The organism is Pseudodesulfovibrio sp. lm2024, assembly GCF_051175575.1.
Lineage (GTDB): Bacteria > Desulfobacterota > Desulfovibrionia > Desulfovibrionales > Desulfovibrionaceae > Pseudodesulfovibrio > Pseudodesulfovibrio caledoniensis.
Genome location: NZ_CP195092.1, coordinates 3,455,891 through 3,469,908, shown reverse-complemented (window position 1 = coordinate 3,469,908; position 14,018 = coordinate 3,455,891). Strand labels below are relative to the sequence as shown.

Genomic DNA, 14,018 nt, shown 5'->3' with positions numbered 1-14,018 from the left:
CAGGCTTCGCCGCCCACGGTGAGATAGGGTCCCTGTGCTGCCATAATCTATAACTCCTGCCCGGCCATGGCGGTCAATCCGGCCACGATGTCGCGGGCCGCGTATTGCCTGGCCATGCCCCTGGCCGCTGTTTCCATTGATTCGAGGCGCTCGCGGTCGGCGAGCAGCCCGAGCACGCGGTCGGCCAGGACCGCGCCGCTCAAGCCCGACTGGGGCAGCAGCACGGCCGCGCCGAGGTCCGACATGGCGCGCGCGTTCATTGTCTGATGGTCGTGGGTGGCCTGGGGGAAGGGCACGAACAGTGCCGGGGCCCCGGCCGCCGCTATCTCGAAGACCGTGGACGCCCCGGACCGGCAGACCACCAGGTCGCAGGCCGCGTATTCGGCGCCCATGTCGTCGATGAATTCCCGGACCTGCTCCGGGTCCGCGCCCGCCGCCCGGTAAGCGGCGCGCACGCGTGAAAAGTCGATTTTTCCCGCCTGGTGGACGATCTCCACCCCGGCCTCCATGAGCCTGGGCAGCGCCTCGATAACCGCGTCGTTGATGGGCCGGGCACCCTGGCCGCCGCCGAAGACGAACAGCCGCTTGCCGGGAATCCGGCCGCGCCGCCGCTCGCCCGCCTTGAATATCTCGGGCCGCACCGGATTGCCGGTCAAAAAGGTCTTGTCGGCCGGGAACACGCCCATGGCGTCCGGGAAGCTCAGGAAAATCCGTTTGACCATTTTGCCCAGGACCTTGTTGGTCACGCCGGGCACGGAGTTCTGTTCATGAACCGCCGTGGGGATGCCCAGCAGGCGCGCGGCCAGCACCGGGCAGAAGCCCGCGTATCCGCCGAAGCCGATGACCGCCTCGGGCCGGAAGCGCCAGACCTCGTACACGGCCTTGGGTATGCCCGTGCCGAGCCAGCCCAGGCCGGACAGCAGGCCGGTGACGCCCCTGCCCATGATGCCGCCTGCGGGCAGCTCCAGGAACTCCAGGCCGTGCCTGCGGGCCAGTTCGCCCTCGGGGCCGGGGCCGCCCATGAACAGGATGCGCACGCCCTTGTTGTACTCGCGCAGGGCCGTGGCCACGGCCAGGGCCGGGAAGATGTGGCCGCAGGTGCCGCCGGTGGTCAGTACGACGCGGTTCAGGCTCATGCCTGCACCCTCCGGGAGAGGTTGAGCAGGATGCCCGCGCAGATGAAGGACACGGTCAGGGAGGAGCCGCCGTAGGAGATGAACGGCATGGCCACGCCCTTGGGCGGCACGGTGCCGAGCACCACGGCCAGGTTCAGGACCATGCCCAGGGCCAGGATGCAGGTGGTGCCGAAGGCCGTGAACCGGTCCTGCAGGTCCTCGAGTTTCATGGCCACGCGGAAGGCCCGGTACAGGAACAGGCCGACCAGGAGGAAGAACAGGGACATGCCCACGAAGCCGAGCTCCTCGCCGACCACGGCCATGATGAAGTCGTTGTGCGCCTCGGGCAGGAAGAAGAGCTTGCGCTGGCCCGCGCCGATGCCGGTGCCGAATATCTTACCCGAGCCGAAGGCGTACAGGGATTGGACCAGCTGGTAGCCCTCGTTCTGGGCCGAGGCGAAGGGATCGAGGAAGGCGGTCCAGCGCTTGAAGCGGTAGGGCGAGGACGAAATGAGCAGCCAGCCCGCGCCGCCCGCGAAGAGGAGCGAGATGAACAGGTAGCTGAACCGGGTACCGCCCACCAGGCACATGAAGAAGAGCAGGCCGCACATGACCACGGCCCCGCCGAAGTCCGGCTGGAGCAGGAGCAGGCCGCACAGGAAACCGGTCACGAAGAACGGCGGCAGAAAGCCCACGGAAAAGGTTCGGACCAGGTCCTGTTTGCGGGCGAAGAAGTAGGCCAGGTACAGGACCAGGGCCACCTTGGCGTATTCCAGGGGCTGGACGTTGACCGGGCCCACGCGCACCCAGCGGCTGGCCCCGTTGATGGTGGTCCCGAGCGGGCTGGCGCACAGGGCGAGCAGGACGATGGCCAGTCCGACCCAGACGTAGGTCAGGGAGTAGACGGCCTTGAGCGGAATCCGGGTCAGCAGGATCATGGCCGCCAACCCCGCGCCCGTGAACATCAGCTGCCGCTTGAAGAAGAAATAGGTGTCGCCGTAGATGCGCTCGGCCATGATGCCGGACGAGGACAGGACCATGATCAGGCCGAACCCGGCCAGCATCAGCGTGGCGGTCAGCAGCCAGTAGTCCATGCGGCCCCTTTCGCCGCCCTGCTTGGCGTTCAGCGTGCTAGCCATGGAGCCCCTCCACCGCGCGTTTGAAGTCCGCGCCGCGCTCGGCCATGTTCGCGTACTGGTCGAAGCTCGACGTGGCCGGGGAGAGCAGGATCACGTCGCCCGGTTCGGCCAGGGAGGCCTGCCGCCGGACGGCCGCCTCCAGGGTCTCGTCCCAGGTCACGGAAAAATGCTTGGCCAGCTCCGGCTCCAGGATGTCGCGCGAGCCGCCGAACAGGCCGACAGCGGCCACATGCCCTTTGATGCCGTTTGCGAATTTGGTCACGTCGCCGCCCTTCCACACGCCGCCCATGAGGATGCGCACCGGGCGCTCGAAGGCGTGCACGGCGGCCTCGGCCGCGTCCAGGGTAGTGGCCTTGGAGTCGTTGACGTAGAGCACGCCGTTCTTCTCGGCCACGGGCTCGATGCGGTGGGGCAGGGGGCGGAATTCGCGGATGGCCTCGGCGGCCTGCTCCTCGCTGATCCCGAAACGCCTGACGGCCTGCCAGGCGGCCTCCACGTTGGAGCGGTTGTGCTCGCCCAGCAGGTGCGGGGCCTCGAACCGGGAGGTGGGGCCGAACCACTCGATGTGCGCGCCGGTGAAGGTCCGGCCTTCGAGCAGGGGGCGCAGGGACTCGTGCAGCAGGGCGGTGTCGCCCGGGGTCATGCGGCTGAACAGGTGCAGCTTGGCGTCCAGGTACTCTTCCAGGTCCAGGTGGTAGTCCAGGTGGTTGGCCGCGAAATTCAGGAACACGCCGACGTGCGGCTTGAAAAGGCGGCAGTTCTGCAGCTGGAAGCTGGATACCTCGAGCACGATGATCTCGGCGGGGTCCATGTCCAGGAGGTATTCGCACAGGGGCACGCCGATGTTGCCGCCGGTGAACACGCGGCGGCCCGCCTTTTCCAGTATCTCGGTGATCAGGGTGGTGGTCGTGGTCTTGCCGTTGGAACCGGTCACCGCCAGGATCGGGGCCTCGATGAACCAGGAGGCCAGCTCCAGCTCGGACACCAGATTGCGCGCCGGGATGCCTTCGAGCACCGGGGCGAGCTTGCGCACCGCCACGCCCGGGGAGAAAACGACCATGTCCGCGTCCGCGAAGTGCGCCTTCCCGTGGGGGCCGGTGACCAGCTCGGCCTTGCCCGCCAGCGGTCCGAGCTTCTCCTCGGTGACCGTCTCGTCGCGGTCGACCACACGCACCCTGGCCCCGAGCACGTCGAGCAGCCGGGCGGCGGCCAGGCCGGACTTGCCGGTGCCGACCACCACGGCCCGTTTGCCGGTGAGGATGGCCTCGTTGATGAAGTTGCGGACGATGCGGTTCACGGTTCTACCTCAGTTTCAGCGTGGACAGGGCCATCAGGGCCATGAGTATGGACAGGATCCAGAACCGGACGATGATCTTGGATTCCGGGATGCCCTTGAGTTCGAAATGGTGGTGCAGGGGGGCCATCTTGAAGATGCGCTTGCCCCCGGTGAGCTTGAAGTAGCCGACCTGCAGGATGACCGACAGGGTCTCGAAGACGAACACGCCGCCCACGATGGCCAGGAGCAACTCCTGCTTGGCCAGCACGGCCACGAAGCCGAGCGCGCCGCCCAGGCCCAGGGAGCCCACGTCGCCCATGAAGACCTGGGCCGGGTGGGCGTTGAACCACAGGAAGCCGAGTCCCGCGCCGACCATGGCCCCGCAGAAGACCGTGACCTCGCCGATGCCCTGGATGTTTTGGACCTGGAGGTATTCGGCCATGGTCGCGTGCCCGGACACGTAAATGAAGATGGCGAAGCAGGCCATGGCCACGACCATGGGCCCGATGGCCAGTCCGTCCAGCCCGTCGGTCAGGTTGACCGCGTTGGACGCGCCGACCATGACCACCAGGGCGAAGGGCAGGTAGAACCAGCCAAGGTCCGGGTTGAAATTCTTGAAGAACGGCACGGACAGCCGGGTGGAGTAGGCCGGTTCGCTGATCAGCAGGGCGATGGCCGTGGCCGCCACCAAGCATTGCAGGGAGAACTTGGCCTTGGCCGACAAGCCCTTGTTCCGCCGCTTGACCACCTTGATGTAGTCGTCGGCGAAGCCGATGGCGCTGAACCCGCCGAAGGCCAGCAGGGTCAGCCAGACATAGATGTTGGTCAGGTCGGCCCACAGCAGCGTGGACACGCCCACGGACAGCAGGATCATGAGCCCGCCCATGGTCGGGGTGCCCTGCTTGGCCTGGTGTTTGGGGCCGTCCTCGCGGATGTACTGGCCGCACTTGATCCGGGTCAGCCAGCGGATCATGGCCGGTCCGAACAGGATGGAGATGATCAGCGCGGTCAACAGGGCCCAGACCGAACGGAAGGTGATGTACCTAAAGACATTGAGGACGCCGACGTCCGTGCTCAGCGGAACGAGCAGGTTGTAGATCACAGGCCGCCTCCTTGGGGCCGGGCGTCCAGCGACCGGCAGAGGACGTTGGCGAACCGCTCCATCTTCAGGGAGCGGGACCCCTTGACCAGGACCACGCCCTCGGTGATGCACAGCTCGCGCCACGCCTCGAGAAATTCCTCGGGTTTATCGGCCTCGCGCATGTATCCGCCGAAGCCGCGCTCCACGTCCAGGAAGTGCTCGCCCTTGTAGAAGACCATGGCCGGAGCGACCTCGCGCAGGACCCGGCCGAGCTCCTCGTGGAGCGCCATGGCCTCCTTGCCGAGCTCGCGCATGTCGCCGAGCACCAACACCAGGGGCCGGTCCCCGGCCATCTCCCGCGCGGTGCGCACGGACTTGGCCATGGACAGGGGGTTGGCGTTGTAGGTGTCGTCGATGACCGTGATCCCCTTGCCGATCTTGCAGCAGAAGCGCTGCGGGTCTGTGGCCATGGCTTGCACCCCTTTGACCACGTCGTCGCGGGACAATCCCAGACAATGGGCGGCCGCGGCCACGCAGGCCAGGTTTTCGGCGTAGTGGGCCCCGCGGAACGGGGCGTTCAGTTCGCCGTCGCCGTCCGGGGTCCGCAGCCGGAAGCACCCCTGCCCGTCGGGCGTGGAGCCGAGGTACACGGCGAAAAAGTCGGTGTCGGCGTCGTCCCGGCCCGAGAAGCCCACGGGCGCGTCGACCAGTTCCAGGGCGGCGTTCCAGAGCAGCGGGTAGTCCTTGCAGATCACGGCCCGGCCGTTCTGGCGCAGATAGCGCAGCAGGGAGGTCTTGGCTTGGGCCACGCCCGCCTCGTTGCCGAGGCCTTCCAGGTGGCCGGGGCCCACGTTGGTGATGACCGCCAGGTCCGGGCTGGCCACCGGGGCCAGCTCCTCCATGTCGCCCTGTCTTGAGATGCCCAGCTCCATGATCCACAGCTCCTGTTCGGCCGAGGCCTTGAGCATGGACTGGGGCAGCCCGATCTGGTTGTTGAAGTTGCGGTAGTTCTTGGCCGTGGCGAAACGTTGGGAGGCCACGGCGTGGAGCATCTCCTTGACCGTGGTCTTGCCCGCCGTGCCGGTCACGGCCACGAGCTTCGCCCCGCAGGTGTCGCGCCAGCAGGCGGCCAGCCTGCCCAAGGCGGCCTTGGTGTCGCGGACCATGATGATCGGCGCTTTCACTTCGCCGATCATGCGCGAGGCGACCACGGCGCAGGCCCCGCTCTCGGCGGCCTGCCCGGCGAACTCGTGTCCGTCGAAATTCTCGCCCGCGATGCAGAAGAAGAGGTCGCCGGGCTCCACGGTACGGGAGTCCGTCTTCACCTCGGTGACCACGGTCTTCTCGAATCCCTCGTCGGCCAGGGTGCCGAGGCAGCGTGCGACTTCAGCCAGGGTCAGGTTCACGAATACAATTCCTCTATGGCCTTGAGCGCGGCTTCCTTGTCCGAGAAGTGGCGCTTGGTGGTGCCGATGATCTGATAGTCCTCATGCCCCTTGCCCGCGATGAGCAGGGCGTCGCCCGGCTCCATCTCGGCCACGGCCATTTTGATGGCCTCGGCCCGGTCCGGGTTCTCCATGACGCGTTTGGCCCCGGCCAGTCCGGGGCGGGCATCGTCCATGATCGCGGCCGGGTCCTCGGTGCGCGGGTTGTCCGAGGTCAGCACGGCCACGTCGGCGTAGCGCGCGGCGGACGCGGCCATGAGCGGGCGCTTGGCCCGGTCGCGGTCGCCGCCGCAGCCGAACACGGTGATCAGCCGCTTGAAATCGAGCTTCTTCAGGGCGCTCTGGACGTTTTCCAGGGCGTCGGGGGTGTGGGCGTAGTCCACGAAGATGTCCAGGTTCTTGTCGTTCATGACCCGCTCCAGCCTGCCGGGCACGCCCGGGAAGGTGGACAGCCTGCGCATGTCGCGGCAGTTCAGGCCGAGCTGCAGCCCCACGGCCTGGGCGGCCAGCAGGTTCAGGGCGTTGAACGAGCCGACCAGCGGGGACTGGACCACCCAGGTCTTGCCCTTGAAGGAGGTCTCGATCTCCATGCCCTGGCCGGTCATGGACAGGATGCGCCCCTGGACCAGGGGCTTGTCGCCGACCTCCCGCTGCACCAGGGAGGTCTCGCCGATGCCGTAGCCGATGCCGCCTTCGCACTCCTTGAGCAGGCGGCGGCCGTACGGGTCGTTGAAATTGATCACCCCGGCCTTGTCCAGGCGCGGGTATTCGGCGAAGAGCTTGGCCTTGGCCCGGAAATAGGTCTCCATGTCGTGGTGGTAGTCCAGATGGTCCTGGGTCAGGTTGGTGAACACGGCGGCGTCGAAGTCCAGCCCGGCCACGCGGTACTGGTCCAGGGCGTGGGAGGAGACCTCCATGACGGCCACGTCCACGTCCGCCTTCTTCATGTTGAAGAGCAGTTCGTGGATCATCCAGCAGTCCGGGGTGGTCAGGGGCGCGTCCATCATGAAGCCGGGCCAGCGGTAGTTGACCGTGCCGAGCACGCCGACCTTGAGCCCGCTTGCGGCCAGCAGGTGCTCGATGATGTAGGAGGTGGTCGTCTTGCCGTTGGTCCCGGTGATGGCCACCAGCTTGAGGTCGCGGTCCATGACCTGGAAGTGGGCCCGGGCCAGTTCGCCCAGGGCGATGGCCGGGTTTTTCACGTACACGGCCACGGCCCGCTTCTCGACCACAGGGGCAACCAGATCGCGGGCGGCCTCGGGGGCCACGATGTAGCGCGCGCCGTTGTCCATGGCGCCCGGGATGTAGTCGATTCCGCGCACGGCCGTGCCGGGCATGGCCACGAAGCACTCGCCGTCCTGGATCTTGCGCGAATCCGTGCGCACGACCATCCCTTTTCTCGCCTTTTCCAACAGGGTCTCGAAATCCATGACGCCCCGTTCCTTTTCCTTTTCGCTATGAGAGCCAGAGAACAAAAACATCATCCGCTCCCTCCTTGCTGCGGTTTCCGGGCCAGGGTCGCCCGGCTGCGGGCTCCTGGCGCTTGACCGTCATTCCCTTCCCCTTGAGCACGGGGACTATCCCCATCCTGGCCAGGGTCTCGATCGCCCGGCGCACGGGCATGCCTTCGATGTTCGGAACCTTGCCGTCGTCGATGCGGGCCACGGGCGCGGGCACGGCCTCGGCCAGCGGCTCGTCGGCCAGTTCGTCCACCGTGGGCACGTCCTCCACCGTCGCGTGCAGGGTCTCGGACAGCTGGCCGTGGTAGGCCAGGGTGCGCACGGTCACCTCGCGGCAGACAGGGGCCGCGACCATGGAGCCGTAGTTGGCCTTCTGCGGTTCGTCGATCATGGTGATGACCAGCAGCTCCGGGTCCCGGGCCGGGACCAGGGCCACGAAGGAGGACAGGTACTGATCGCCGTAGCCGCCTTCCTTGGAAGCCTTCTGGGCGGTGCCGGTCTTGCCCGCCATGGTGATGCCCTCGATGCGCGCGCTGCGGCCCGTGCCGTCCTCCTGGACGACCTCCTCCATCATCTTCAGGACCGTGGCGGCGGTCTCGGGGGTGAAGACCTGGATGGAGGCGTTCTTGCGCTCGGTCCGGGGGGACACGATGAGATTCAGGTCCCGGGTGGCTCCCTGGTTGGCCAGGCAGAGGAAGGCGCGGGCCAGCTGCACGGCGGTCGCGCCGATGGACTGGCCGAAGCTGATGCAGGCCAGGTCCACGGAGGTCCAGGACCCCGGCGGCCGGAGGATGCCCGAGGACTCGCCGGGCAGGCCGAGGTGGGTCTTCTCACCGAAACCGAGTTTGGTCAAATAGTCGTGGTACACGCCGGAGCCGAGGTTCAGGCCGATCTTGGCCATGCCGATGTTCGAGGAGTAGCGCAGAACCTTGTGGACCGGGAGCCATCTGGACGGGTGGGTGTCGCGGATGACCCGGCGGGCCACCTTCCAGCGGCCGTTCTCGCAGTCGATCAGGGTGTCCGGGGTGATGGTCCCTTCCTGGAGGGCGGCGGCGATCAGAAACGGCTTCATGGTCGAGCCGGGCTCGTAGATGTCGGTCACGGGCCGCAGGCGGCGATGGGACGGCTTGGACGAGCGCACCGTGTTCGGGTTGAAGAACGGCTCGCTGGCCATGGCCAGGATGTCGCCGGACTTGACGTCCACCACCAGGACGATGCCCGCCCGGGCGTCGTACTTGGCCACGGAGTTGGCCAGGGCCTGCTCGGCGGCGTGCTGGATGTGGGTGTCGATGGTCAGGCGCACGTCCTGGCCGTTGACGTCCATCTCCCGGCCGTGGGCGTCCAGGTAGAGATGGCGGCCCGTGGCATCGCGCTGGACCACGAACTCGGCCTTGCTCGGGGCGAGGAGCTTGTCGAAGATGCGCTCGATGCCCTCGCGGCCCCGGCCGTCGATGTCGGTGAAGCCGAGCAGCTGCCCGGCCAGGTGGCCGTTGGGATAGATGCGGGAATATTCGGTGGTCAGCCGGATGCCCTTGAGGTCGGCCCGGTTCAGGGCGGCCGCCTCGCGGTCCGAGACCTGCCGCTTTATCCAGATGAATTTCTTGTGCGACTTGAGTTTGCGGTAGACCTCGCGGCGGGACAGCTTGAGGTCCCGGGACAGGGTGTCGGCGGCCACGTCCACGTTCTCTATCTCGTGGGGACGGGCGAAGACGGACTGGGCCTCCACGGACGTGGCCAGCATCTCGCCGTTGCGGTCGAAGATGCGGCCCCGCTCGCCGTATTCGTATTCGGCGGCGAGGCTCTGTCTGGAGGCCTGGTCGGCCAGGGCGTCGCCCTCGTAGAGCTGCACCCAGCCGGTGCGCACCCACAGAGCACCGAGGGCGATCGCGAAGAGGGCCGTGACGAACCCCATCTTGATCCCGCTGTGATCCGTGCGCCTTGTATTGTCCTGTGCCATCGTATTCCCTGTTTCCCACTATGGCGGCGCGTTGTATGGCGTAAGCGCGTCGCTATTGCGAGGCAATGCGCCGTATCTGGCCCGGCGCCGCCACTCCCAGGCCGAGTTGGCCCGCGAGCTTTTTCAGCCTGTAGGGCGAAACCAGGTTGTTCCTCTCAACCGTCAGTTTCGCGGCCAGATCCTCTTTCCGGCCCAGGCTCTGCTCCATCTTGCGCAGGTCGTATGCCAGATCCATGCGCTCGATGTTCAACCAGACCGCTCCCAAACCGAGGAACAGCGCCATGCCCAAGAGGCCCAGCACCATCCAAAGGAGCGTTTTGTCGGTCTTGCTCATGCTTCTTCTCCGTCGGGGCCGAGCCTCTCCGCGACCCGGAGCTTGGCGCTCCTCGCGCGGGGGTTCGCATCCCTCTCGGCATCCGAGGCGGCCTCCGGTTTCTTGGTCAGCACTTTCATTTCGGGCACGCCGCCGCAGGTGCAGTGGAGTTGATGCGGGGGGCATTTGCATCCCTTGGCGGCATCCCGAAATGCGTGCTTCACGGCCCTGTCCTCCAGGGAGTGAAACGAGATTATGGCCAGCCTCGCGCCCGGTTTCAGGCGTCCGACTATGGTTGAAAGGTAATGTTCAAGTTCCTCAGTTTCCCTGTTGACCGCTATGCGCAGTCCCTGGAAGGTCCGGGTCGCCGGGTGGTTGCGGGCCGTGTGCCGCATCTTCGGCGGGTAGGCCAGCCGCACTATCTCGGCCAGCTGGAGCGTCCTCGTGATCGCTCCCTTTTCCCGTTCCCTCACTATTGCGGACGCGATCTTCCCGGCCAAGGGATCTTCCCCGTAGACCCGGATGATGCGCGCCAACTCCCCGTGTTTCAGCGTATTGACCAGTTCCTCGGCCGGGGGGCCGACGTCCGGGTCCATGCGCATGTCCAAGGGGCCGTCGTGGATGAAGCTGAATCCTCTATCAGCCTCGTCCAGCTGGAGGGAGGAGACGCCGAGGTCCAGGACCGCGCCGTCGATAAACTCCCAGCCGACCTCGTCGAGCGCTTCCTCATACCGGGAAAAGGGCAGGTGAAAGAGGTGCACGCGGTCCTTGAACGGCTCAAGCCGCTTGGTCGCGAGCGCCAACGCCTCCCGGTCCCGGTCGAGCCCCACGAGCTCGGCCCCCTCGCCCGCCGCTTGAAGAAGCGCCAGGCTGTGGCCGCCCATGCCCAGGGTGCCGTCCATGTAACGGCCTCCGGGGCGCGGATTCAGCCACCGAACCACTTCATGTAAAAGAACCGTGGTGTGCAGCGAGGCGGGGTTGACCTCTCCCGTCTTCATCTAGAAGGGCAGGGAGACGTTGTTTTCCGCCAGCTCCGTGGACACGTCGTAGTCCTGGTCGAGCAGGTCTTCAAATGCCTCGGCGGACCAGATTTCCAGCCGCCTGCCCGCGCCGATGACCACCACTTCCTTGTCCAGCTTGCCGGACTTGCGCAGGTGCGCGGGAATGGCGATGCGCCCCTGCTTGCCCACCGGGGTCTCGGTGTACCCCAGATTCAGCAGCCGAATGGTGTTCTGCAGCGCGCGGCTGGGCGACTTGATGGACTCCAGTTCGCGTTCGAGCTTGTTCCACTGGTCCGGGGTTATGCCGATGACATGCTTGTCGAAAATGGTCAGCACGATGACCGCGTCCGGCAATTCCTCCCGGATCGCATCCCGGAACTCGGGCGGCAGGATCAGCCGTCCCTTGTCGTCCAGGCTTCTGTGTGCGTGACCTCGAAACTTCATCATTTTCCCCGGAGCGCCAGCTTGCTCCACATCTTTACACTATGTCTACACTAAATTCCACTTCTTCCCACCTCTGCGCGAAAATCAAGGGAAAGTCAACCGTTCTCCCGGAAATGGCGGCCAAAATTCACCGAGTATCATTGATTTTTTTGCGCCCCGCGCCTAGACTTGCACCATTCTTGAACGAGTGCCTTCGGCAATTGTTCTGTAAATTCAAAACACAAGACAAGCTCCGGCAGGGACGCCCACAAGGCGCGGGCCGGGGCGGGGAGGCTGTCATGGACAGGCATATCAAGATCATCGCCACCCTCGGCCCTGGCACCGATACCTACGAGGCGGTCAAGGAGCTGGTCGAGTCCGGGGCCAAGATCTTCCGGCTCAATTTCTCCCACGGCGGCAAGGAGTTCTTCGCCACGATGGTCGAGATCATCCGCCGGCTGGAGAAGGAGACCGGCCTGACCCTGACCGTGCTCCAGGACTTGTCCGGCCCCAAGATCCGCACCTGCGACGTGGGGCTGGGGGCCATCGAGGTCACCAAGGGGACCGAGGTTTTGCTCGGCACCCCGGACAAGGCCGACGGCGTGAAGGAGCCGTTCATCTGCCTGGACATCCCCGAGATGTTCCACGGCGTGAAGGTCGGCGACCCCGTGGCCCTGTCCGACGGCATGATTCGCTTCAACGTGGTCAAGATCGAGGGCGAGAACCTCATCCGCCTCAAGGCCACCAATTCGGGCATGTGTCCGCCGCGCAAGGGCATCACCTTTCCGGGCACCAAGACCCCGCTGGCCCCGCTGACCGATAAGGACAAGGCGGACCTGGTCATCGGCCTGGAACTGGGCGTGGACGTGGTGGCCATGAGCTTCGTGCAGAAGGCCGAGGACATCCGCCATCTGCGCAAGGAGATGCTCACACACGGCAAGCCCCTGCCCATCGTGGCCAAGCTCGAGCGCACCGCGGCCCTGGACTGCCTGGACGAGATCATAGCCGAGGCCGACGGCATCATGGTGGCGCGCGGCGATCTCGGCCTGGAACTGGACCTGGCCGAGCTGCCCGTGGCCCAGAAGCGGATCATCAAACAGTGCAACCAGGCGGGTAAGCCGGTCATCGTGGCCACCCAGATGCTGCTCTCCATGGTCAACTCGCCCATGGCCACCCGGGCCGAGACCACGGACGTGGCCAACGCCATCCTGGACGGCGCGGACTGCGTCATGCTCTCCGAGGAAACGGCCATCGGCAACTACCCGGGCGAGACCGTCCGGTTCATGCGCAAGATCGCCTACCAGATCGAGGCCTTCATGTTCGAGTCCGGGCCCGAGGAGCTGGACCGGGGCGGGGCCAGGGACAACCCCTCGACCTTCCTGGCCTATGCCGCGGCCATGCTGGCGGGCAAGACCAACGCCCGGGCCATCGTCTGCCACTCCACTTCCGGCGCCACCTCGCGGCTGCTCTCGTCGTGCAGGCCCAGGCAGTCGGTCTACGCCCTGTCGTCCGACCGTGTGGTCAGGCACTTCACAAATTTGTCCTGGGGGGTTATCCCTGCCATACCCCTGGACGTCATCCATGACCATCAGGAGCGCGCCGAGGTCTTTGTCCGGCAGTGCGCCGAGTTCACGGAAGGGGACATCGTCATCATCACGGCGGGCCAGCCCGAGCAGGGCAAATCCGCCACCCAGACCAACGTGGTCAAGCTGTACGAGAAACTGAGCAAGGAAGAGGATTAGCCCAGAGATGCGAGCCGACCAGAAGCACGACATTCCCGACGGACTCAACGAGGAGTATTACCAGGTCAGCCAAGATATCCTGGGCAGCTTCAACAAATACCGGCCCCCCCTGAACATCTTCACCTTCAAGGAGGATGTCGCCCGGGTGGTGCCCTACTACAAGGTGGGCGGCAGGCTTTCCAACGACCAGGTGGAGGAACTGGCCGGACTGACTAATGAGGGGCTGGTCTTCGTCTCCCGCGAAGACCATCCGGTCTACGTCAAGCACATCAGCTTCCAGCTCGACCTGGTCCTGGTGGACAAGAATCTCAAGGAAAAGGAGATCGCGGACATCTTCACCCAGGCCCTGACCCGCAGGCTGGCCGAGTTTTTCGAGCAGCCCGTGAAAGCGGTCTTCGACAAGCTCTGGGTGGACCTCATGGTTTTGTCCGAATACCTCTACGCGGACATCCGCCGCGCCCGCGCGCTGGTCCGGCGGCTGCATCGCGAGCACACCCTGGAGAACCACTCCATGAACACCGGCTTCCTCGGCCTGGCCCTGTGGGGCAAGATCAAGGAGAAGGGGTTCGCCGACGGGGTCAAACGGGCCACCTTTGATCGCGTCCTGGCCGGGCTCTTCCTGCACGACCTGGGCATGGCCAAGGTGCCCGCCTTCCTGCGCACCAAGGACAAGCCGTTGACCGGCGACGAGCGCAACAAGATCAACGCCCACACCAAGGTGGGCTTCGAGATGCTCGGCAAGCTCGGCCTGCGTTACGCCGAGATGGACCAGTGCGTGACCGAGCACCATGAGCGGGTGAACGGATCGGGCTATCCGCTGAAGTCGGTCAAGCAGGAGTTCCCGGGGCGGCTGACCGCCGTGGCCGACTCCTTCTGCGCCATGATCACCAAGCGGCCCTACGCCGAGGCCATGAGCCCTGTGCAGGCGGCCAACGCCCTGGCCCAGGACCCGCGCTACGATTCCGAGATCACCAAGGCGCTGCAGATGCTCCTGCTCATCGACCTGAAGATGAAATAGCCCCGGCGCGGCACGCCGGGACATTACCGACAAATAAAGGGCCCGCTC

The 14,018-nt window shown here is 65.9% G+C and carries 12 protein-coding genes; 2 read left to right on the top strand and 10 right to left on the bottom strand.

The features are described 5' to 3' along the window. Positions 1–47: 47 nt before the first annotated feature. Genes murG through ACR42D_RS16115 form a run of 10 tightly spaced genes read right to left on the bottom strand, consistent with a single transcriptional unit; the run spans position 48 to position 11,231 of the window. Complete coding sequence (gene murG, locus ACR42D_RS16160) at positions 48–1,130, bottom strand: undecaprenyldiphospho-muramoylpentapeptide beta-N-acetylglucosaminyltransferase (RefSeq protein ID WP_484568473.1); 1,083 nt, start codon at positions 1,128–1,130, stop codon at positions 48–50. Positions 1,131–1,132: 2 nt separating this feature from the next. Beyond that, positions 1,133–2,254, bottom strand: coding sequence for a putative lipid II flippase FtsW (gene ftsW, locus ACR42D_RS16155; RefSeq protein WP_484567816.1), 1,122 nt, complete (start codon positions 2,252–2,254; stop codon positions 1,133–1,135). Further along, positions 2,247–3,551 carry a UDP-N-acetylmuramoyl-L-alanine--D-glutamate ligase gene (gene murD / locus ACR42D_RS16150; protein ID WP_484567815.1) on the bottom strand — a complete coding sequence of 435 codons (1,305 nt, stop codon included), beginning with the start codon at positions 3,549–3,551 and terminating at the stop codon, positions 2,247–2,249. The genes ftsW and murD overlap by 8 nt, the downstream gene beginning before the upstream one ends. 4 nt (positions 3,552–3,555) lie before the next feature. Next, positions 3,556–4,632, bottom strand: a complete 1,077-nt coding sequence (gene mraY, locus ACR42D_RS16145) for a phospho-N-acetylmuramoyl-pentapeptide-transferase (RefSeq protein WP_484567814.1) — start codon at positions 4,630–4,632, stop codon at positions 3,556–3,558. Then, positions 4,629–6,017 carry a UDP-N-acetylmuramoyl-tripeptide--D-alanyl-D-alanine ligase gene (locus ACR42D_RS16140; RefSeq protein ID WP_484567813.1) on the bottom strand — a complete coding sequence of 463 codons (1,389 nt, stop codon included), beginning with the start codon at positions 6,015–6,017 and terminating at the stop codon, positions 4,629–4,631. The genes mraY and ACR42D_RS16140 overlap by 4 nt, the downstream gene beginning before the upstream one ends. Further along, on the bottom strand, positions 6,014–7,537 hold the full coding sequence (locus ACR42D_RS16135) for a UDP-N-acetylmuramoyl-L-alanyl-D-glutamate--2,6-diaminopimelate ligase (protein WP_484568472.1): 1,524 nt from the start codon (positions 7,535–7,537) through the stop codon (positions 6,014–6,016). Before ACR42D_RS16135 ends, ACR42D_RS16140 begins: the two co-directional genes overlap by 4 nt. Further along, entirely contained in the window at positions 7,512–9,473 is a 1,962-nt protein-coding gene (locus ACR42D_RS16130; protein ID WP_484567812.1) for a penicillin-binding transpeptidase domain-containing protein, read from the bottom strand. The genes ACR42D_RS16135 and ACR42D_RS16130 overlap by 26 nt, the downstream gene beginning before the upstream one ends. A 52-nt stretch (positions 9,474–9,525) precedes the next feature. Further along, positions 9,526–9,807, bottom strand: coding sequence for a hypothetical protein (locus tag ACR42D_RS16125; protein ID WP_014322273.1), 282 nt, complete (start codon positions 9,805–9,807; stop codon positions 9,526–9,528). Then, complete coding sequence (gene rsmH / locus ACR42D_RS16120; protein WP_484567811.1) at positions 9,804–10,784, bottom strand: 16S rRNA (cytosine(1402)-N(4))-methyltransferase RsmH; 981 nt, start codon at positions 10,782–10,784, stop codon at positions 9,804–9,806. Before rsmH ends, ACR42D_RS16125 begins: the two co-directional genes overlap by 4 nt. Next, positions 10,785–11,231: a division/cell wall cluster transcriptional repressor MraZ gene (locus ACR42D_RS16115; RefSeq protein WP_484567810.1), complete on the bottom strand. Its 447-nt coding sequence runs from the start codon at positions 11,229–11,231 to the stop codon at positions 10,785–10,787. It abuts the gene before it with no gap. Between the two features lie 278 nt (positions 11,232–11,509). Between ACR42D_RS16115 and pyk the strand changes: the two genes are divergently transcribed. Together pyk and ACR42D_RS16105 are read left to right on the top strand one after the other, a co-directional pair. Continuing rightward, positions 11,510–12,952, top strand: coding sequence for a pyruvate kinase (gene pyk, locus ACR42D_RS16110; protein ID WP_484567809.1), 1,443 nt, complete (start codon positions 11,510–11,512; stop codon positions 12,950–12,952). A gap of 7 nt (positions 12,953–12,959) precedes the next feature. Beyond that, positions 12,960–13,970 carry an HD-GYP domain-containing protein gene (locus tag ACR42D_RS16105; protein ID WP_484567808.1) on the top strand — a complete coding sequence of 337 codons (1,011 nt, stop codon included), beginning with the start codon at positions 12,960–12,962 and terminating at the stop codon, positions 13,968–13,970. Positions 13,971–14,018 lie beyond the last annotated feature (48 nt).